The sequence below is a fragment of the Dactylosporangium sp. CA-139114 genome (genome assembly GCF_050955725.1).
GTDB lineage: Bacteria > Actinomycetota > Actinomycetes > Mycobacteriales > Micromonosporaceae > Dactylosporangium.
Genome location: NZ_CP192080.1, coordinates 5061232 through 5082210, shown reverse-complemented (window position 1 = coordinate 5082210; position 20979 = coordinate 5061232). Strand labels below are relative to the sequence as shown.

At 75.5% G+C, this 20979-nt stretch carries 5 protein-coding genes; all 5 read right to left on the bottom strand.

Annotated elements, in window-relative coordinates; translation table 11 throughout:
- Positions 1-79: 79 nt before the first annotated feature.
- The 5 genes from ACQP2P_RS22485 to ACQP2P_RS22465 are packed head-to-tail and all read right to left on the bottom strand — an operon-like array spanning position 80 to position 20923.
- Positions 80-796, bottom strand: a complete 717-nt coding sequence (locus ACQP2P_RS22485; protein WP_433618880.1) for an ABC transporter permease — start codon at positions 794-796, stop codon at positions 80-82.
- Positions 797-841: 45 nt separating this feature from the next.
- A complete protein-coding gene (locus tag ACQP2P_RS22480) occupies positions 842-1750 on the bottom strand; it encodes an ABC transporter ATP-binding protein (RefSeq protein WP_433618879.1) in 909 nt (302 codons plus the stop codon).
- 31 nt (positions 1751-1781) lie between these two features.
- Positions 1782-6623: a beta-ketoacyl synthase N-terminal-like domain-containing protein gene (locus ACQP2P_RS22475; protein WP_433618877.1), complete on the bottom strand. Its 4842-nt coding sequence runs from the start codon at positions 6621-6623 to the stop codon at positions 1782-1784.
- A gap of 16 nt (positions 6624-6639) precedes the next feature.
- The gene (locus ACQP2P_RS22470) at positions 6640-15978 is read right to left on the bottom strand and encodes a type I polyketide synthase (protein ID WP_433618875.1); all 9339 of its coding nucleotides are present in this window, start codon (positions 15976-15978) and stop codon (positions 6640-6642) included.
- A 46-nt stretch (positions 15979-16024) separates the two neighbouring features.
- The gene (locus ACQP2P_RS22465; protein ID WP_433619215.1) at positions 16025-20923 is read right to left on the bottom strand and encodes a type I polyketide synthase; all 4899 of its coding nucleotides are present in this window, start codon (positions 20921-20923) and stop codon (positions 16025-16027) included.
- Positions 20924-20979: the final 56 nt, after the last annotated feature.

Below are 20979 nucleotides of genomic sequence, written 5' to 3'. Positions count from 1 at the left end.
GGTTCCGTCACCTGAAGCTAGCGATGACGCTCCACAGTGGAGAACCCCTAACCGGCGCGACGATCCCCTAGGCGGGGACTCAGCTGGTCCAGCGGAAGAGCTTCGACGCGGCGAGGCAGCCGCCGACCGCGTAGACGACCATGACGCCGAGGCGCAGCGGCTGCCACCAGTCGCCGTCCCACGCCGCCTGCATGGCCTGGGAGCCGGCGCCGAGCGGCGTGAAGACCGCGATCTGGCGCAGGATCTCGGGCATGGCCGGCCCCGGCGTCCACAGCCCGGCGAAGAACACCACGGGGAAGAACAGGATGCTGCCCAGGCCGCTGCCGGCACGGGCGTTGGGGGCCAGGGCCGCCACCAGCAGGCCGATGGCGAAGACGGAGGCGGCGGCGAGCACGAACGCGACGACGAAGCCGGCGAAGTTCTTCGGCGCCGGGATGTCCATCAGGCCGATGCCGACGAACAGCAGCAGCGCCACCGTCACCGCCATGACGACGAGGTGCACGACCATCTCGGCCAGCAGCAGGGTGAGGGGCTTGGCCGGGGTGGTGGCCAGCCGCTTGAGGATGCCCCGCTCGCGGTAGTTCGACAGCACGGCGCTGATCGTGGACAGGCCGAGCATCGTGATCGTGACGCTGATGAGTGGCGGGAGGTAGACGTCGAGGACGCGCAGGCCGCCGAGGTTGGGGTCGGGCGTCTTCATCATGGCGAGGTTGCCGAAGACGGCGAGCAGCACGACCGGCAGGGCCACGCCGAAGAGCAGCACGATCGGCTCGCGCAGCAGGAGCTTCATCTCCATGACGGTGAAATTGCCGAAGCCCTTCAAGGGACTGTCTCCTCTGCCCTAATCTTCGATCGAGTGGCCGGTGAGCTGCAGGAAGACGTTCTCGAGGTTCGCCTGTTCGACCCGCAGGTTGTTCGCGATGACCTGCTGGGCGGCCAGGGCCGAGGTGACGGCGAAGAGCACGTTGCCGGTGCCGGTCACGACGGTCTCGGTCGCGGTCGTGTGCACGGCGCTCACCTCGGGCAGCGCCTCGAGGACGGCGCTGTCGACCGGCTTCGAGGGCTGGAAGTGCACGCGGACCTCGCTCTGCACCTGCTCGATGAGGGCGCTGGGGGTGTCGACGGCGACGACCTTGCCCTTGTTGAAGATGGCGAGGCGGTCGCAGAGCCGCTCGGCCTCGTCCATGAAGTGCGTGACGAGCAGGATCGTCACGCCGCGGTCGCGGACCTTCTCGATGAGCTCCCACGTGTCGCGGCGGGCGCTGGGGTCGAGGCCCGTGGTGAGCTCGTCCAGGACGGCGACCTCGGGGTTGCCGATCAGCGCGAGGGCGATGGACAGCCGCTGCTTCTGGCCGCCGGAGAGCTTGCTGTAGTACGAGTCGAGCTTGTCCGTCAGCCCGAGCTGCTCCAGCAGTTCGAGGGGGTCGGCCGGGTCGCGGTAGAGCGACGCGTAGAGCTTCAGCGCCTCGCGCACCTTCATCTTGTCGGGCAGCTGGCTCTCCTGCAGCTGCACGCCCAGCCGCTCGCGCAGGGCCTCGGCGTCGCGCAGCGGGTCGAGCCCGAACACCTTGACCGAGCCGCCGTCGGGGCGGCGCAGGCCCTCGATGCACTCGACGGTGGTGGTCTTGCCGGCGCCGTTGGGCCCGAGGATCCCGAAGATCTCGCCGGGCTCGACGGTGAACGAGACGCCGTCGACGGCGGTCTTCGACTCGTAGCGCTTGATGAGGTTCTCGACCTCGATCACGGGCACGGCAGTCCTCCGGGCCAGCTCGCTGAAACGCTCAACACGATCGGTCCTCCAGCCAGATTTGTACGTTGCGGGCGAGGGCGTCGGCGTGGTCTCCGACCATGGTGAAGTGATTGCCCGGAGTGTCGAGTACATCGTGGGGCATCGACCATGAGGAGCGCCAGTCGCCCGGTCCGGACCACACCCCGAGGGGTTGCGTGGCCCGGACGAGCAGTGTGGGGGCCGCCATCGGCAGCGCCTGCCACTCGGCGAAGAACGGCAGGTAGGCCGCCCACGCGGTGGTGCGGAAGTCGTCCATCGGGGTGTAGGCGACGGTGCGCTCGGTGAGGCCGTCGAGCAGCTCCGGCACCCACTCCCCCAGCACCTCGCTGCCCATGGCGTAGCTGTCCATGAGCACGACCGCCTCGGGCGAGCGGCCCCGGGCGTCGAGGGCGTGCGCGAGCACGTTCGCGACCTGCGAGCCGCCCGAGTGGCCGGCCAGCACGAACGGGGCGTCGCCGACGGTGCGCAGGATCGTCGCGACGTGCGTGGCGATGAGCGTGTCGAGGTCGGCCGGGAGCGGCTCGTCCACCCCGAAGCCCGGGTTCGGCAGCGCGTAGACGTCGCGGCGGCCGCGGAACCCGGCGGCGAGGCGGGCGTACTCGTGCGCCCCCGACATCATCGACATGGTGCAGCAGCAGATGAGCGCGGGCGCGTCCCCGCCGCGGGCGAGCCGGACGGCGGCGGGCGGGACGGCCAGCGCGCCGGCGTCGCGGAAGCTCGGCCGGAACTGGGCGAGCCGCACGAGCAGCTCGGTGTAGTCGGCGGCCCGGCCGACGGACTCGGTGTAGGTCAGCAGCCAGCCGAGGATGCCGCCGGGGCGCTCGGCGGCCGTCTCGGCCGCGTCGTCCTCGCCGCCGAGGCTCGCGGCCAGGTGCCGGGCGAGCAGGTCGGGCCGCGGATGGTCGAAGAGCAGCGTGGCGGACAGTTCGAGGCCGAGCCGGCGGCGCAGGGCGTTGCGCAGTTCGAGGGCGGTCAGCGAGTCGAAGCCGAGCTCGAGGAACTCGCGGCCGAGGTCGAGCCGGTCCGTGCCGGCGAAGCCGAGCACCTCGGCGGCCAGCTCGCCGACGAGCCGCAGCAGGATGTCGTAGCGCTCGTCGGCGGAGACGGCGAGCAGCCGCGGGCGCAGGTCGGCCTCGACCGGCTCGGGCCGCGGCGCGGGCTCGGGGCCGGCCAGGTCCCGCAGCAGGGCGCTCGGGCGGGCGGCGGTGAAGACGGCGGCGAAGCGGGACCAGTCGGCGTCGGCGACCGCCACGCTTGCCTCGTCGCGGGCGAGCGCGAGGCCGAGCGCGGCGAGCGCGGGCTCGGGCGCGAGGGGGCGCAGGCCGCGGCGGAGCAGCGAGTCGTCGTCGCCGTCCGGCTGCGCCCACGGCACCCAGGCGACGGCGAGCCCGCCCAGGCCCCTGGCGCGGCGGCGCTCGACGACGGCCTCGGCGTAGGCGCCCGCGGCGGCGGCGACCGCGAAGCCGCCGCTGCCCCAGGTCGCGGCGGTGGAGCCGAACGTGACGAACAGGTCGAGGGGTGTGTCGCCGTAGGTGTCGGCGAGCTCCCGCAGGGTCCGCGTCTCGTCCTCGATGGCGCGGGCGAGGTCCGGGCCGATCGGGCTCGGGGCGGTGGTCGCGCCGCCGAGGTACACCACGCCGTCGACGACGTCGTCCGGGCCGGCCTCGGTGATGACGCGCTCGACGCCGTTCGCGGTCAGCCAGCGGGTGACGGGCGGGACGCGCTCGGTGGCCGCGCCGGCCAGCAGAACGGTGCGGGGTGTTCTGGCCCCTCCGGGGGCGGTGGGGGCCACGGTGGCGCGGCGCAGGCGGCGTCCATAGGTCCCGTCGGCGCGGACGGCAACCTGGTCCTCGCCGTCCTTGCCGGCGAGGACCGAGCATACGGCCGCCAGCGGCAGCGGGCCCTCGGCGGGAATCTCGATCAGGCCGCCCCACCGGGCCGGCTGCTCCAGCGCGGCGACCCGGCCCACGCCCCACAGGATCGGGTCGTCTTGCGTCACGCACCACAGCGGCGCGTCGAGGTCCGGCCGGTGCAGGAGGTCGAGCGCGTCGTGCAGCCCGGTCGCGCAGATAATGCCCGACACGGGGCCGTCGGTGCCCTCGGCGAGCAGGCGCGGGTCGGCGCCGGCCTTGCGCAGGGCGGCGATCCACTCGTCGGCGTCGGCGGGCGGCACGGCGAGCAGCCAGGTGCCGTGCAGCACGGGCGGTTCGGCGTCGGGCAGGCGCTCCCAGCCGGTGCGGTAGAGCCAGGCGGCGGGGTCGGCGCGGCGGACGAAGTCGGGCCAGTAGCGCTGCCGGTCGAACGCGTAGGTCGGCAGCGGCACGGCCGTCCCGCCGCGGTGGTAGGCGGCGAAGTCGATGCCGGTGCCGCGCACGTGGGCCTGGGCGAGGCCGGTCAGCAGGGCCCGCGGCTCGGGCTGGCCGGATCGCAGCAGCGGGATGAACGCGGCGTCCTCGACGCAGTCCGGCCCGAGGACGCTGAGCGCGCTGCCCGGCCCGGCTTCGAGGAAGGTCCGCACGCCCTCCCGGTGCAGATATCGCAGCGTCGGTTGGAACCGCACCGTCGCCAGCACGTGCCGCACCCAGTAGTCGGCGTCGAACTCGGTCATGAGCTCGCCGGTCACGTTCGACACGATCGGAATCCGGGCCGGCCGCCACTCGACCGACCGCAGCACCTCGGCGAACGCGGCGGTCATCGGCGCCATGAGCGGCGAGTGGAACGCGTGCGACACCCGCAGCCGGGTCGTGCGCACACCCGGGAACACCAGCGCGTCCAGCACCTCAACGGGGCCGGACAACACCACGGACGACGGCCCGTTGACCGCCGCCACCGACACACCGTCGGGCACCTCGTCCACCGGCGCCCCGACGGCCAGCATCCCGCCACCCGGCGGCAGCTCGCCCATCAACCGGCCGCGAGCCTCCACCACCTTGACCGCGTCGGCGAGGCTCAGCACGCCGGCGCAGTAGGCCGCCGAGAGTTCACCGACCGAATGACCCGCCAGGAAATCCGGCTGCAGGCCCCAGTCCCGTAACTGCTCGAACAGCGCGACCTCGATGGCGAACAGGGCCGCCTGCGCGTTGCGGGTCTCGTCCACCGACCCGGACGGCTCCGGGAACAGGGCGCGGACCTCCTCGTACACCTCCCGGAACCGCGGATGCACCGCGGACAGTTCCTCACCCATCCCGGCCCGCTGGGAGCCCTGGCCGGGGAAGAGCACGGCCAGTCCGCCCCGGGTCACCGAGCCGCGCACGGTCTGCTCGTCCAGGAGCACGGCCCGGTGTTCGAGGCCCGCCCGCGTCGCCGCCAGCGAGTAGCCGATGTCCAGCGGCGACCCCGGCCAGTCCCGCAGCCGGGCCGTCTGCCGGTCCAGGCTCTCCTCGGAGCGGGCCGACACCGTCCACGCCACCGGCACGCCGGCATCGGCGGCGGGCGCGACGGCCGACTCCTCCACTGACTCGAGGATCACGTGGGCGTTGGTGCCGCTGATGCCGAACGAGGACACGCCCGCGCGCCGTGGGCGGTCGGCCGCCGGCCAGGGTCGCGCGGCGGTCACCAGCTCGACCGCGCCGCCCGCCCAGTCGACCTGCGGGGTGGGCTCGTCGACGTGCAGGGTCGGCGGGACCAGGCCGTGGCGCATCGCCATGACCATCTTGATGATGCCCGCGGCGCCCGCGGCCGCCTGCGAGTGGCCGATGTTCGACTTCACCGACCCGAGCAGCAGCGGCCGGCCCGGCTCGCGGTCGCGGCCGTAGGTGGCCAGCAGCGCCTGCGCCTCGATCGGGTCGCCGAGCCGCGTGCCGGTGCCGTGGCCCTCCACGACGTCCACGTCGGACGGTCCGAGCCCGGCCCCGTCGAGCGCGGCCCGGATGACGCGCTGCTGCGACGGGCCGTTGGGCGCGGTGAGCCCGCTGCTGGCGCCGTCCTGGTTCACGGCCGTGGCCCGCACGACGCCGAGCACGGGGTGGCCGTTGCGGCGGGCGTCGCTGAGCCGCTCGACGAGCAGCAGCCCGGCGCCCTCGGCCCAGCCGGTGCCGTCGGCCGCCGCGGCGAAGGACTTGCAGCGGCCGTCGACGGCGAGGCCGCGCTGGCGGGAGAACTCGACGAACGCGGCCGGGGTCGACATCACGCACACCCCGCCGACGAGGGCGAGGGTGCACTCGCCGTGGCGGAGCGCCTGGGCGGCCAGGTGCAGCGCGACGAGCGACGAGGAGCAGCCCGTGTCGATGCTGATCGCCGGGCCCTCCAGGCCGAGCGTGTAGGAGATGCGGCCGCTGGCGACGGAGGCCGAGTTGCCGGTGCCGAGGTAGCCGTCGACGGGGGTGGCGGTCGCGGCGAGCAGGGCGGTGTAGTCCTGGCCGCTGGTGGCCGCGTAGACGCCGGTGCGGGTGCCGCGCAGCGAGAGCGGGTCGATGCCGGCCCGCTCGATCGCCTCCCAGGACAGCTCCAGCAGCAGCCGCTGCTGCGGGTCCATGGCGAGGGCCTCGCGCGGGCTGATGCCGAAGAAGCCGGGGTCGAACTCGCCGGCGCCGCGCAGGAAGCCGCCCTCGCGGGCGTACGAGGCGCCGCTGCGGTCGGGGTCCGGGCTGTAGAGGGCGTCGAGGTCCCAGCCGCGGTCGTCGGGGAACGGCGCGATGGCGTCGCGACCGGCCGCGACGAGGTCCCACAGGTCCTCGGCCGAGGCGATGCCGCCCGGGAAGCGGCAGCTCATCCCGATGATCGCGATCGGCTCGCCGGTGACCGCCGCGAGGCGCTGGTTCTGCTGCTTGAGCCGCTGGTTGTCGACCAGCGCCGTCCGCAGCGCCTCGACGACGTTGTCCATCGATACGCTCATCGCCGGCTCCTCGGGGTCACGAGTCGGATCCGTCCATCGCGAGCCGGATGAGGCTCTCGACGTCGAGCTCCTGGATCGAAGTGGGCGCCTGCGACGCGAGCGCCGCGGCGGGCTCGTCGCCGGCGGCCAGGCGCAGCAGCGGGTCGAGCAGGCCGGACTCGCGCAGCCGGGCGAGCGGGATGGCGGCCAGGGCCCGCCGTACCTCCGCGTCCTCACCCGTCCCGCCCGGCCCCTCGGCGTCGAACAGCAGCCCGGCGAGGTGGTCGGCGAGCGCGTCGGTGGTGGGGTGGTCGAAGACCAGCGTCGTCGGCAGCTTCCGCCCCGTGGCGCGGCTCAGCGCGTTGCGCAGGTCCACGGCGGTGAGCGAGTCGAAGCCGAGGTCGAGGAAGCCGCGGCCGACCTCGATCGCGTCCGGCGACGGGTGCCCGAGCGCCTTCGCCGCGTGCTCGCGGACGAGCTCGACGAGGGCCCGGCGGCGGGCGGCGGCGTTGAGCGCGCTCGTGCGGGCGAGCCAGTCGGCGGCGGCGTCGGCCGGGTCCTCGACGGCCTCGTGCGCGGCCTCGAGCGCCCGCACGGCCGGCAGCTCGCCGAAGAGGGCGCTGGGCCGGGTGACGGTGAAGCGGGGGTGGAACACGGCCCAGTCGACGTCGGCGACGGTCACGGTGGTGTCGGCCAGGTCGAGGGCGCGCTGCAGCCCGGCGATCGCGGTGGCCGGCTCCATACCGTCCAGGCCGAGGCGGCGCAGCTGGTCCTGGGCGCCGTCGGCGAACATGCCCGACTCGGTCCAGGCGCCCCACGCGACCGCGATGGCCGGGCGGCCCTGGGCCCGGCGCCGCTCGGCGAGCGCGTCCAGGTAGGCGTTGCCGGCCGCGTAGGCGCCCTGGCCGCCGCCGCCCCAGACGCCGGCCACGGAGGAGAAGAGCACGAACGCGTCGAGGTCGGCGTCGCCGAGCAGCGCGTCGAGGTTCGCCGCGCCGGCCGCCTTGGCCCCGACCAGGTCGGCGAGGTCGGCGAGGTCCATCTCGCGGACCGGGATCACCTCGCTGACGCCGGCGCAGTGCACGACCGTGCGCACCGGCGAGCCGGTCGCCGCGGTCTCGGCCAGGACCTCGGCCAGCCCGGCCCGGTCGGCGACGTCGCAGGCGGCGACGACGACCTCGGCGCCGAGCGCGCGCAGCTCGGCGGCGAGCTCCTCCGAGCCGGGGGCCTCCCATCCGCTGCGGCTGGTGAGCACGATCCGCTCGGCGCCGGCGCCGGCCAGCCAGCGGGCGACGTGCCCGCCGAGCGCGCCGGTGCCGCCGGTGACGAGCGCGGTGCCGGTGGGCCGCCACGCGGTGCCCGGGGCCGGGCCGTCGGACGGTCCGCAGGCGACGAGGCGGCGGCCGAACACGCCGGCGGCCCGGATCGCGACCTGGTCCTCGCCCGTACCGCCGCCCAGCACCCGCCCGAGCCGGTCCACGCCCGCGGAGCCGAGCTCGGGCGGCAGGTCGACGAGCCCGCCCCAGCGCTGCGGATGTTCGAGCGCCGCGCTGCGCCCGAGGCCCCACAGCATCGCCGGGCGGGGTGCGGCGAGGGCGTCGCCGGCGTCGACCGACACGGCGCCGCGGGTGAGCCACCACACCGGCGCCGCCCAGTCGAGCTCGGCGAGCGCCTGCAGGAGCAGCAGGTTGCCGGCCACGCCGCGGCCGAGCACCGGGAAGTCGTCGCGGTCGCGGTCGTCGAGGGCGAGCAGGGACAGCACGCCGGCCGGCGCCTCGAACCCGGCGCGGAGCCGGGCGACGACCTGCGCCGTCTCCTGCTCGGTTCCGTCCAGTTCCAGGTGTACCGTCACGCCTCCGACCGCCGCCGAGCACTGCGCGACCAGCTCGGGGTCGGCGCCGGGCGGGACGGCGAGCAGCCAGGTGCCCGTCGCCGGCTCCCCGGCCGCGGGCACGGGCGTCCAGGCCACCCGGTAGCGGGCGGCGTCGAGGCGGCCCTGTTCCCGCCGACGGCGACGCCAGGCGGCCAGGGCGGGCAGGAACGTGCGCATCGAGCCGTCGGCGTCGACGTCGAGGGTCTCGGTGAGCGAGTCGAGGTCCTCGCGCTCGACGGCCGTCCAGAACTCGTGGTCGGTCTCGTGCTCCGGCCCTGAGACCGGTTCTGAGACCGGCCACTGCGGCGGCTGGGGCCAGAACCGCTGGTGCTGGAACGCGTACGTCGGCAGGTCCACGGTCGCCGTGTGCGGCAGGACGGTCTCGAAGGTGACGGGGTGCCCGAGCGCGTGCGCCTGCGCGAGGTTGGCCAGCAGCCGGGTGGGCTGGTCGGCGTCGCGGCGCAGGGTGTCGAGGATGTGGGCGTCCTCGGCGATCTGCGCGAGGGCCATGGTCAGCACCGGGTGCGCGGAGACCTCCACGAACGTGCGGTGCCCGGACTCCAGCGCGGTCCGCACGGCCGGCTCGAACTCGACGCGCTGGCGCAGGTTGTCCATCCAGTACTCGGCGGACATCGTCGCCCCGGCCACCGTCGAGATCATCGGGATGTGCCCGGGCCGGATGGTGATGCCGTCGAGGTCGGCGAGCACCTGGTCGCGGACCTGCTCGACGCTCGGGTGGTGGGAGGCGTAGTCGACGGAGATGAGCCGAGCCCGCTCCACCCGTGACACCAGGTCCTCGACCGCGCCCACCGGCCCCGCCACGACAACCGTCCGGGGACCGTTGACCGCCGCGACGACCACACCCTCGGGCAGCAGCGGCGTCACATCCTCGACCGACAACGGAATCGAGGCCATCGTGCCGGTGCCCTTGAGCGCCTTCAGCGCCCGCGCCCGCACGGCGACGACCCGGGCCGCGTCGTCCAGCGACAGGATCCCGGCCACGTGCGCGGCGACAATCTCGCCCTGCGAGTGACCGATCACCGCGTGCGGCTTCAGCCCCGCCTGCTGCCAGACCCGGGCCAGGGCCACCCCGACGGCGAAGAGCACGGGCTGGACAACCTCGACCCGGTCCAGCCACCCAGTGTCGTCACCGGTCAACAGACCCGCGATGTCCACATCCAGCCACGGCGTCAGGGCGAGCTGGCACTCCACGATGGCGTCGGCAAACACCGGGCACGAGGAGAACAACCCGGCCGCCATGCCGGCCGACTGGCTGCCCTGGCCCGGGAACACCCACACCATCCGGCCGCCGGAGCCCGCCACGCCGGTGATCGTCAGGTCGTTCAGGCTCGCGACCAGTTCCTCGGTGGTCCGGCCCACGGCGGCCGCGCGGTGCTCGAACACCGCCCGGGTCGTCGCGAGGGACCAGGCGATCCGCTCCGGGGACGCGGTGTGGGCGATGTCGGCGAGCCGGGCCGCCTGCTCCGCGACCGCCGCCGCGGACCGGCCCGAGATCGGCCAGACCACCGGCCCGATGACCAGGCCGCTCGTCTCGGGGGTCTCGCCGGGCGTCTCGTCGGGCAGGGCCAGGACCACGTGGGCATTGGTGCCGCTGATGCCGAACGACGACACCGCGGCCCGGCGGGGCCGATCGGTCGCCGGCCACGGACGGGCCTCGGTCGCCAGCTCCACCTTCCCGGCCGACCAGTCCACGTGCGGGGTCGGGGCGTCGACGTGCAGGGTCGCCGGCACGACACCCGCCCGCATCGCCAGGATCATCTTGATGATGCCCGCGACGCCCGCGGCGGCCTGGGTGTGGCCGATGTTCGACTTGATCGAGCCCAGCAGCAGCGGCTCGCCGCGGTCCTGGCCGTAGGTCGCCAGGAGCGCCTGGGCCTCGATCGGGTCACCGAGGGTCGTGCCGGTGCCGTGCGCCTCGACCACGTCCACGTCGGACGGTGCCAGACCGGCGTCGGCGAGCGCCTGGCGGATCACCCGCTGCTGCGACGGGCCGTTCGGGGCCGTCAGACCGTTCGAGGCGCCGTCCTGGTTCACGGCCGAGCCCGCGAGCACCGCGAGGACCGGGTGGCCGTTGCGGCGCGCGTCGGCCAGGCGCTCCACGAGCAGGATGCCGACGCCCTCGCCCCAGCCGGTGCCGTCCGCGCCGGCCGCGAAGGCCTTGCAGCGGCCGTCGACGGCGAGGCCGCGCTGCCGGGAGAAGCCGACGAACACGCCCGGCGTCGACATCACCGTCACGCCGCCGGCCAGCGCGAGGTCGCACTCGCCGCGCCGCAGCGCCTGGGCCGCCAGGTGCAGGGCCACGAGCGAGGACGAGCAGGCGGTGTCGACGGAGACGGCGGGGCCTTCGAGCCCGAACGTGTAGGAGACGCGGCCGGACAGCACGCTGCCCGCGTTGCCGGTGAGCAGGTGGCCCTCGGCGTTGTCGCTGCCGTACATGAGGGCCGCGTAGTCCTGGTGGTTGGTGCCGACGAAGACGCCGGTCGGGCTGCCGCGTAAGGCGTGCGGGTCGAGACCGGCCCGTTCGAACGCCTCCCACGCGGACTCGAGCAGGAGCCGCTGCTGCGGGTCCATCGCGACCGCCTCGCGCGGGCTGATGCCGAAGAAGCCGGGGTCGAAGTCGGCGACGCCGGCGAGGAAGCCGCCGTGGCGCACGTAGCTCGTGCCGGGGTGGTCGGGGTCGCTGTGGTACAGCTGCTCGATCGGCCAGTTCCGGTCGCCGGGGAACTCGGTGATGCCGTCGCGGCCCGCGGCCAGCATCTGCCACAGCTCCTCGGGCGAGCCGCTGCCCGGGAAGCGGCAGCTCATCGCGACGATCGCGATCGCCTCGTCGGCCGGGCCCGCCGGGCGGGCCGCGACCACGATCTCGGCCGCCGAGCCGCCGAGCAGCGCGTCGAGGTGGGCGGCGAGCAGCGCCGGGGCCGGGTAGTCGAACGCCAGCGTGGTGGGCAGCGTGAGCCCGGTCGCGGTGGCCAGCACGTTGCGCAGGTCGATCGCGGTGAGCGAGTCGAGGCCGAGGTCACGCAGGGGCCGGTCGGCGGGCACGTCCTGCTCGCCGGCGTAGCCGAGCACGGCGGCCGCGGCCGACCGGACCAGCTCCAGCAGCGCCGCGGCCCGCTCGGCGGCCGGCCGGGCCGCGAGCCCGGCGCCCGGGGCCGTCGCCGGCTCCGGGTCGGCGGCGAGAGGCTGGCGCAGGCGCCGCACCTCGGGCAGCGCCCCGATGAACGGGCTCGGCCGCAGCCCGGTGAAGGCGCCGGCGAACCGCTCCCAGTCGAGGTCGATGACGATCGGCGCGGTCTCGTCGCGCAGCAGGGCGCCGGTCAGCGCCTCCAGGGCGAGCCGGGGCGGCATGGGGGTGACGCCGCCCCGGCGCATCCGCTCGCGGGTGCGGTCGTTCTGGGCCGGCATGCCGTCGCCGCTCCAGGCGCCCCAGGCGACCGAGGTCGCGACGAGGCCGCGGGCCCGGCGCTGCTCGGCGAGGGCGTCGAGGTAGGCGTTCGCGGCCGCGTAGCCGGCCTGCCCGGCGTTGCCCGCGATGCCGGCGAAGGAGGAGAAGAGCACGAACGCGCGCAGCGGGAGGTCGCGGGTGAGCTCGTCGAGGTGGGCCGCGGCCAGCGCCTTGGCAGCCAGGGCCCGTTCGAGCCGCGGCGCGGTGAGCGCGTCGACGATGCCGTCGTCGAGGACGGCGGCGGTGTGCACGACCGCGGTGAGCGGCAGCTCGTCCGGGACGCCGGCGATGAGGGCGGCCAGCGCGTCGCGGTCGGTGACGTCGCAGGCGGCCAGGCTGACCCGGACCCCGTCGGCGGCGAGCTCGGCGGCGAGGTCGGCGGCGCCGGGGGCGTCGGGCCCGCGGCGGCCGGCCAGGATGATGTGCTCGGCGCCGGACTCGGCGAGCCAGCGGGCGACGTGCCGGCCGAGGCCGCCGGTGCCGCCCGTGACGAGGGCGGTGCCGGAGAGCTTCCAGCCGTCGGCGTCGCCGGCCCGGCCGGGCCGGGCGTGGTGCAGGCGGCGGGCGAGGCGGCCGGAGCCGCGGACGGCGACTTGGTCCTCGCCGTCGGGGTCGGTGACGGCCCCGACGAGGCGCCCGGCGGCGCCCCGGTCGAGCCGGTCGGGGAGGTCGATCAGGCCGCCCCAGCGGTCGGGGTGCTCGAGCGCGACGACGCGGCCGAGGCCCCAGACGGCGGCCTGCACCGGGTCGGCGGGCCGGTCGGCGGTGCCGGTGCGGACCGCGCCGCGGGTCGCGCACCACAGCGGCGCGTCGAGCCCGAGGTCGCCGAGGGCCTGCACGAGCGCCGCGGTGCCGGACAGGGCGAGCGGGACGCCGGGGTGGAGCGGGTCGCGGCGCTCGTCGAGGGCGAGCAGCGACAGCACGCCCCGCACGCCGCCGGCCAGTGCGCCGGTGTGCGCGCCCGGCGCGGGCCGGGTCAGCGCGGCCCAGAGCTCGTCGATCAGCTGCTCGCGGCTCGTGCCGGCGAGGTCGACCTCGGCGGTGACGACCTCGGCGCCGGCCGTGCGCAGCGCCTCGGCGATCGGGTCGTGGTCGGCGCCGCCCTTGGGCGCCAGCAGCAGCCAGTGGCCGGCGAGGACGGGCTCCGGGCGGTCGGTCAGGGGCTGCCACTCGATGCGGTACCGCCACCCGTCCGCCGCCGACCGCTCGCGCTGCTGGCGCCGCCAGGCCGCGAGGACCGGCAGCGCGGCCGCGGCGTCCTCGCGGGGGGCGCCGGTGAGCTCGCTCAGCGCGGTGAGGTCCTCGTCGTCGACGGCGGCCCAGAACGCGTCGGTCTCGGCGGCCGGGGCCGGGGCCTCGCCGGGCTCGGGGAAGGCGGGCCAGTAGCGGACGCGCTGGAACGGGTACGTGGGCAGGTCGGCGTGGCGGTGCGGCCCGGGGTGCACCGCGGCCCAGTCGAGCGCGGCGCCGGCGACGTGCAGCTCGGCGAGCGCGGTGAGCAGCGCTGCGGGCTCGGGCCGGTCGCGGCGCAGGGTGGTCACGACGACGGCCCCGTCGGCGCCCGCGTGCAGGTGGGGCGCGAGGGCGGCGTCGGGGCCGACCTCGACGAGGGTGTCGATGCCGTGCGCGCGCAGGGCGGCGATCCCGTCGGCGAACCGCACGGTCTCCCGCACGTGCCGCACGAAGTACTCGGCGTCGAACTCCGAGATCAGCTCGCCGCGCACGTTGGAGACGACCTGGAGCCGGGGCGGGTGGAAGGTGACGCCCTCGAGCACCGCGCGGAACTCGTCCAGCATCGGCTCCATGAGCGCCGAGTGGAAGGCATGCGACACCCGCAGCCGGTTGGTCCGTAACCCCTCGGTGTCGATGGCGTCGATCGCCGCGGCGGGCCCGGCGAGCACCACCGAGCGGGGCCCGTTGACGGCCGCGACGCAGACGCCCTCGGTGAGCAGGCCGCGGGCGGTGGCCTCGTCGCAGTTGACGGCGAGCATCGCGCCGCCCGGCGGCAGGGCCTGCATCAGCCGGCCGCGCGCGGCGACGACCGCGCACGCGTCGGCCAGCGACCAGACGCCGGCGACGTAGGCCGCGGCCAGTTCGCCGATGGAGTGGCCGCCGACCACCTCGGGCCGCAGCCCCCACGCCCGCAGCTGCTCGAACAGGGCCACCTCGATGGCGAAGAGACCGGCCTGGGCGTACTGCGTCTCGTCGGCGAGCCCCGGCGGGACGTGCTCGAGGGCCATCGGCAGCAGTCCGTCGAACGCGGCGCGGACCTCGTCGTGGACGCGGGTGTAGACGGGGTAGCGGCCGTACAGCTGCGAACCCATCCCGGCCCGCTGCGCGCCCTGCCCGCAGAAGAGCACCCCGACGCGGCGCCCGGCCCCGGCGAGCCCGGTCAGCGGCGCCGTCCCGGCCGCGACCCGGTCGAGGCCGGCCAGCAGCTCGTCGCGGTCGGCGGCGAGGACGACGGCCCGGTGCTCGAGGGCGGCCCGGGACACGGCGGAGGCGCGGCCGAGCCCGGCGACGTCGGCGTCCGGGTGCGCGGCCAGCCACCGCGACCAGCGCCGGGCCACCGTGGCCAGGGCGCTGCCGGTCCGGGCCGACAGCAGCACCGGGACCGGGCCGTCGGCGGTCTCGTCCGGCGGTGGCGGTACGTCCTGCGCCTCCTCGATGATCACGTGCGCGTTGGTGCCGCTGATCCCGAACGAGGAGATCCCGGCGCGGCGCGGCTGCTCCCCCGCCGGCCAGGGCCGCGGCTCGGTCAGCAGCTCGACGGCGCCCGCGGACCAGTCCACGTGCGGGGTCGGCGAGTCCACGTGCAGCGTCTTGGGCAGCACCCCGTGCCGCATGGCGAGGACCATCTTGATGATCCCCGCGACGCCCGCGGCCGCCTGGGTGTGGCCGATGTTCGACTTCACCGAGCCGAGCCACAGCGGCCGGTCGCCCGGGCGGTCCTGGCCGTAGGTGGCCAGCAGCGCCTGGGCCTCGATCGGGTCGCCGAGCGTGGTGCCGGTGCCGTGGGCCTCGACGGCGTCGACGTCCACCGGCGACAGGCCGGCGCTGGTGAGCGCGGCCCGGATGACCCGCTGCTGCGACGGCCCGTTCGGGGCCGTCAGCCCGTTCGAGGCGCCGTCCTGGTTCACGGCGCTGCCGCGCACGACGGCGAGGACCGGGTGCCCGTTGCGGCGGGCGTCGGCCAGGCGCTCCACGAGCAGCAGCCCGACGCCCTCGGCGAAGCCGGTCCCGTCGGCCGAGGCCGCGAAGGAGCGGCACCGCCCGTCCGGCGACAGGGCCCGCTGCCGGCTGGAGGCGAGGAACAGGCCGGGGGTCGACATCACGGTCACGCCGCCGGCCAGGGCCAGGCCGCACTCGCCGGTGCGCAGCGCCTGCATCGCCCAGTGCAGGGCGACCAGCGACGACGAGCAGGCGGTGTCGATCGACACCGACGGGCCCTCCAGGCCCAGCGTGTACGACAGCCGCCCGGAGACCACCGCGGCCGCGTTGCCGGTCATGAGGTGGCCCTCGTTGCTGCCCGGGGCCATCATGAGCAGCGGCCCGTAGTCCTGGCCGTTGGTCCCGACGAACACCCCGGTCCGGCTGCCGCGCAGCCGCGACGGGTCGATCCCGGCCCGCTCGAACGCCTCCCACGCCGCCTCCAGCAGGAGCCGCTGCTGCGGGTCCATGGCGAGGGCCTCGCGCGGGCTGATGCCGAACATGCCCGCGTCGAAGTCCCCGACGCCGGCCACGAAGCCGCCCTCCCGGGTGTAGGAGGTGCCGGGGCGGTCCGGGTCGGGGTCGTAGAGCTGCTCCAGCGGCCAGCCCCGGTCGGCCGGGAACGGCGAGATGGCGTCGCCGCCGCCGGCCAGCAGGTCCCACAGGTCCTCGGGCGCGTCGACCCCGCCGGGGAACCGGCAGCTCATGGCCACGATCGCCACCGGCTCCTGCGCCTGCGACTCGACCTCGCTGAGACGCTGGCGCGTGACGTGCAGGTCCGCCATGACCCGTTTCAGGTAGTCACGGAGCTTGTCCTCATTGGCCATCGGGGTCGCGCTCCCTCGTGGTGCGGTACGGGGTCGGGGCGGTCGGTCAGGAGACGCCGAGGTCGCCGTCGACGAGGGCGAAGAGGTCCTCGTCGCTGGCCTGGGCCAGCCGGGCGCTGATGTCGGTGCCGGCGGCGGTGTCGTCGCCGGCCTGCTCGAGGCTGGTGAGCATCGCCTGGAGCCGCATCATGGCCCGCATCCGGGCCTGCTCGTCGCCGGCGATCACGGGCAGGTCGTCGGCGAGCCGGTCCAGGTCGGCCAGGACGGCCTCGGGCAGGACCGACTCGTCCACGGCGACCTCGGCGTAGACGTAGTCGGCCAGGGTCGCCGGCGTCGGGTAGTCGAAGACCAGCGTGACGGGCAGCGGCACACCCGTCATCGCCCCGAGCCGGTTGCGCAGCTCGACCGCGGTGACGGAGTCGAAGCCCAGCTCCCGGAACGCCCGGTTGTCGTCGATCGCCTCGGCGGAGGGGTAGTTCAGCACCGACGCCACCTGGCCGAGGACGAGCTGCAGCACGGCCCGGGGCCGCTCGGCCGGCGGCAGGGCACTGAGCCGGGCCGCGAGCGGGCCGTGCTCCTCGGTGCCGGCGGCCTCCACGACGACGGGCTGCCGGTGGCGTACGTCGGGCAGGTCCCCGACCAGCGGCGCGGGCCGGGTCGCGGTGAACGCCGTGTAGAACCGCTCCCAGTCGATGTCGGCGACGGTCAGGAACGTCTCGCTGTGATCCATCGCCTGCTCCAGCGCGGCGATCGTCGACTCCGGGGCCATCTCGCGCACGCCGTGGCGGCGCAGGACGTCGCCGAAGTCGCCCTCCGCCATCCCGCCGCCGTCCCAGGCGCCCCAGGCGATCGACAGCGCGGGCAGGCCGAGGCCGCGGCGGTACTGGGCCAGGCCGTCGAGGTAGGCGTTGCTGGGCGCGTAGTTGCCCACACCCGAGCTGGCCACCGTGCCGGCGAACGACGAGAAGAGGATGAACGCCGACACGTCCAGGTCCATCGTCAGCTCGTGCAGGTGGCGCGCGACGTCGACCTTGGCCCGCAGCACCCGCTCCATCTGCTCCGGCCCGAGGTCGGCGATGAGCGCGTCGTCGAGGGTGGCCGCCGCGTGCACGACGGTCGTCAGCGGGCACTCCAGCGGGATCTCGTCGATCAGCCCCGCCAGCAGCTCCCGGTCGGAGGCGTCGCCGGCCACGATCGTGACCCGGGCGCCGAGCTCGGTCAGCTCGGCCTCCAGGGCGGGCGCGTCGGGGGCGGTCGAGCCGCGGCGGCTCACGAGGATCAGGTGCTCGACGCCGCGCCGGGCGAGCCAGCGCGCCGCGTGGCTGCCCAGGGCGCCGGTGCCGCCGACGATCAGCGCGGTGCCGTAGGGCTGCCAGGGCATCTGCGGCAGGCTGTCGCCGAGGGCGACCCGGGTCAGGCGCCGGGCGAAGAGCCCGCCGGCGCGGACCGCGATCTGGTCCTCGGCCCGGCCGCCGAGCGCCGCGGCGAGCAGTTCCCCCGTGCGCTCGTCGGCCTCCTCGGGCAGGTCGATCAGGCCGGCCCAGCGGTCCGGGTGCTCCAGCGCCGCGACCCGGCCGAAGCCCCAGATCATCGCCTGCTCCGGCGAGCGGAGCTTGTCCATCAGGCCGGTCGAGATCGCGCCGCTGGTGAGGCTCCACAGCGGGGCCCGCAGCCCGGCGTCGCCCATACCCTGCACGAGCGCGACGGTCCCGGACAGCCCGATCGGCACCGAGGCGTGCCGCGGGTGGGCGGACTCGTCGAGGCCGAGCAGCGACAGTACCCCGGCCACGTCCGCGCCGGCGACCATGCCGTCGGGCAGCGGGCCGTCGGGGGCGGTCTCGGGCTGCACGACGGCGAGCAGGCGCTTGGCGAGCCCGTCGCGCTCCAGCTCGGCCGGGCTGAGCCGGATCGGCACCGCGGTGCCGCCGTGCTCGGCCACGACCGCGGCGACGACGGGCTCCCATTCGGTCGCCGCCTCGGCCTGCGGGGTGAGGATCAGCCAGGTGCCCGGCAGCGGGGCCGCCTTGGCGCCGGCGAGCGGCTTCCAGGTGTCCTGGTAGCGCCAGTTGTCGATGACGGCCTGGCGGGTGCGCTGCTTTCGCCACGAGAGCAGCACCGGCAGGGCCGGACGCAGGGCGTCGATGGTGCCGATGAGGTCGGAGTCGTCGACGGTGAGGGCCTCGGCCAGCTGGGTGAGGTCCTCGGAGTCGACGGCGGCCCAGAACCGGCGCTGCGACGGGTCCGCACCCGCCGTCTCGGCCGAGGCCGCGGGCGCGAGCGGGCCGGTGCTGTCGAGCCAGTAGTGCTCGCGCTGGAACGGGTACGTCGGCAGGTCCACGGTCGCGGCGGGCGCGAGGATCGCCTCGTAGCGCACCGGGTGGCCGAGGCTGTGGGCCAGCGCGAGGTTGCTCAGCAGCCGCTGCGGCTGGTCGGCGTCGCGGCGCAGGGTGTCCAGCACGTGCGCGTCGCCGGCGATCTGGCCCAGGGCCATGGTCAGCACCGGGTGGGCGGAGATCTCGACGAACGTGCGGTGCCCGGACTCGAGCGCGGTCCGCACGGCGGCCTCGAACTCGACCCGCTGGCGGAGGTTGTCCATCCAGTAGCCGGCCGACATGGTGGCCCCGGCGACCGTCGAGATCATCGGGGTGTGGCCGGGCTGGACGGTGAGGCCGTCGAGGGCGGCGAGGACCTGGTCGCGGACCTGCTCCACGCTCGGGTGGTGCGAGGCGTAGTCGACCGGGATGAGCTTGGCGCCCTCCACCCGGTCCACCAGGCGCTGCACCGCGTCCGGCGGCCCGGCCACCACGAGCGAGCGCGGGCCGTTGACCGCCGCGACCACGACGTCGTCCGGCACCTCGTCCGCCGTCAGCGGGACGGAGGCCATCGTGCCGGTGCCCTTGAGCGCCTTGAGCGCCTGGGCCCGCACCGCCACGACCCGGGCCGCGTCATCGAGGGAGAGGATGCCGGCGACGTGCGCGGCGACGATCTCGCCCTGGGAGTGGCCGATCACCGCGTGCGGCTTGACGCCCGCCCGCTGCCAGACCCGCGCGAGGGCCACGCCGACGGCGAACAGCACCGGCTGCACGACCTCGACCCGGTCCAGCCAGGCGGTGTCGGCGCCGGTGAGCAGCGCGGGGATGTCGAGCTCGATCCACGGGGCGAGGGCGGCCTGGCACTCGGCGATCGCGTCGGCGAACGCCGGGCAGGTGCCCAGCAGCCCGGCGGCCATGCCGGCGGACTGGCTGCCCTGGCCGGGGAACACCCACACCATGCGGCCGCCGGACGTCGCGGTCCCGGTCACCGCGCCGGTCGCCGGGACGCCGGCCGCGATGGCGTCGAGCCGGGCGACGAGGGTGTCGCGGTCAGCGCCGACGACGGCCGCGCGGTGCTCGAACGTCGAGCGGGCCGCGACGAGCGACCACGCGATGTCCTCGAGGCGCACGTCCGGGTTGGCCCGCACGAACGCGGCGAGCCGGGCGGCCTGCTCGGGCACGGCCCCGGCGGAGCGGCCGGAGAACGGCCACACCACCGGCCCGGCGACCAGCGGTTCGGCCGGGGCCGGGGCGGCCTCGGGCTCGGCCGCCGGCTCGGTCTGCTCGGCGGTGGGCTGCTCGATGATGACGTGGGCGTTGGTGCCGCTGACGCCGAACGAGGAGACGGCGGCGCGGCGCGGGCGCTCGGACTCGGGCCACGGCCGGGCCTCGGTCAGCAGCTCGACCGCGCCCGCGGACCAGTCCACGTGCGGGGTGGGCGCGTCGATGTGCAGCGTCTTGGGCAGCACCCCGTGCTCGATCGCCTTCACCATCTTGATGACGCCGGCGACGCCCGCGGCGGCCTGGGTGTGGCCGATGTTCGACTTGACGGAGCCCAGCCAGAGCGGGCGGTCCTCGGGGCGGTCCTGCCCGTAGGTGGCGATCAGCGCCTGAGCCTCGATCGGGTCGCCGAGGGTGGTGCCGGTGCCGTGGGCCTCGACGACGTCGACCTCGGCCGGCGACAGCCGGGCGTTGGCCAGCGCGGCCTGGATGACCCGCTGCTGGGCCGGGCCGTTCGGCGCGGTGAGGCCGTTGCTGGCGCCGTCCTGGTTCAGGGCGGAGCCGCGGATGACGGCGAGGACGGGGTGGCCGTTGCGCCGGGCGTCGCAGAGCCGCTCCAGCAGCAGCATGCCGACGCCCTCGCCCCAGCCGGTGCCCTCGGCGCCGGCCGCGAACGCGCGGCAGCGCCCGTCGACGGACATGCCGCGCTGGCGGGAGAAGACGATGAACACGCCCGGCGTCGACATGACGGTGACGCCGCCGGCGAGGGCCAGGTCGGACTCGCCCTGCCGCAGCGACTGGCAGGCCCAGTGCAGGGCGACCAGCGACGAGGAGCAGGCGGTGTCGACGGTGACGGCGGGCCCGTTGAGGTTGAGCGTGAAGGCGATGCGGCCGGAGGCGACGCTCGTGGTGTTGCCGGTGCCGACGTACATGTCGACGCCCTCGGGCATGGAGTTCACGCCGAGGCCGTAGTTGCCGGTCGCCATGCCGACGAAGACGCCGGTCTGGGTGCCGCGCACGGAGCTGGGCGCGATCCCGGCCCGCTCGAACGCCTCCCACGAGGTCTCGAGCAGTAAGCGCTGCTGCGGGTCCATCGCCATCGCCTCGCGCGGGCTGATGCCGAAGAACGACGCGTCGAAGCCGCCCGCGCCGTCGATGAACCCGCCGACGCGCGTGTAGCTCTTGCCGGGCTTGTCGGGGTCGGGGTCGTAGAGCGCCTCGAGGTCCCAGCCGCGGTAGTCGGGGAACTCGCCGAGGGCGTCGCGGCCGTCGGCCACGACGTCCCACAGCGCCTCGGGGGTGGTGACACCGCCGGGGAAGCGGCAGCTCATGGACACGATCGCGATGGGCTCGTGCTGCTTGGCCTCGGCCGCCCGCAGCTGCCGGCGGCTGTCGTGCAGGTCGGCCGTCACCCGCTTGAGGAAGTACCGAAGCTTGTCGTCGTCACTCATCTGACACCAGCCTCCAC

Coding starts and splice junctions, on each gene's coding strand:
- ACQP2P_RS22475 (WP_433618877.1), bottom strand. CDS start 6,623: ATGAGCGTATCGATGGACAACGTCGTCGAGGCGCTGCGGACGGCGCTG.
- ACQP2P_RS22485 (WP_433618880.1), bottom strand. CDS start 796: ATGGAGATGAAGCTCCTGCTGCGCGAGCCGATCGTGCTGCTCTTCGGC.
- ACQP2P_RS22470 (WP_433618875.1), bottom strand. CDS start 15,978: ATGGCCAATGAGGACAAGCTCCGTGACTACCTGAAACGGGTCATGGCG.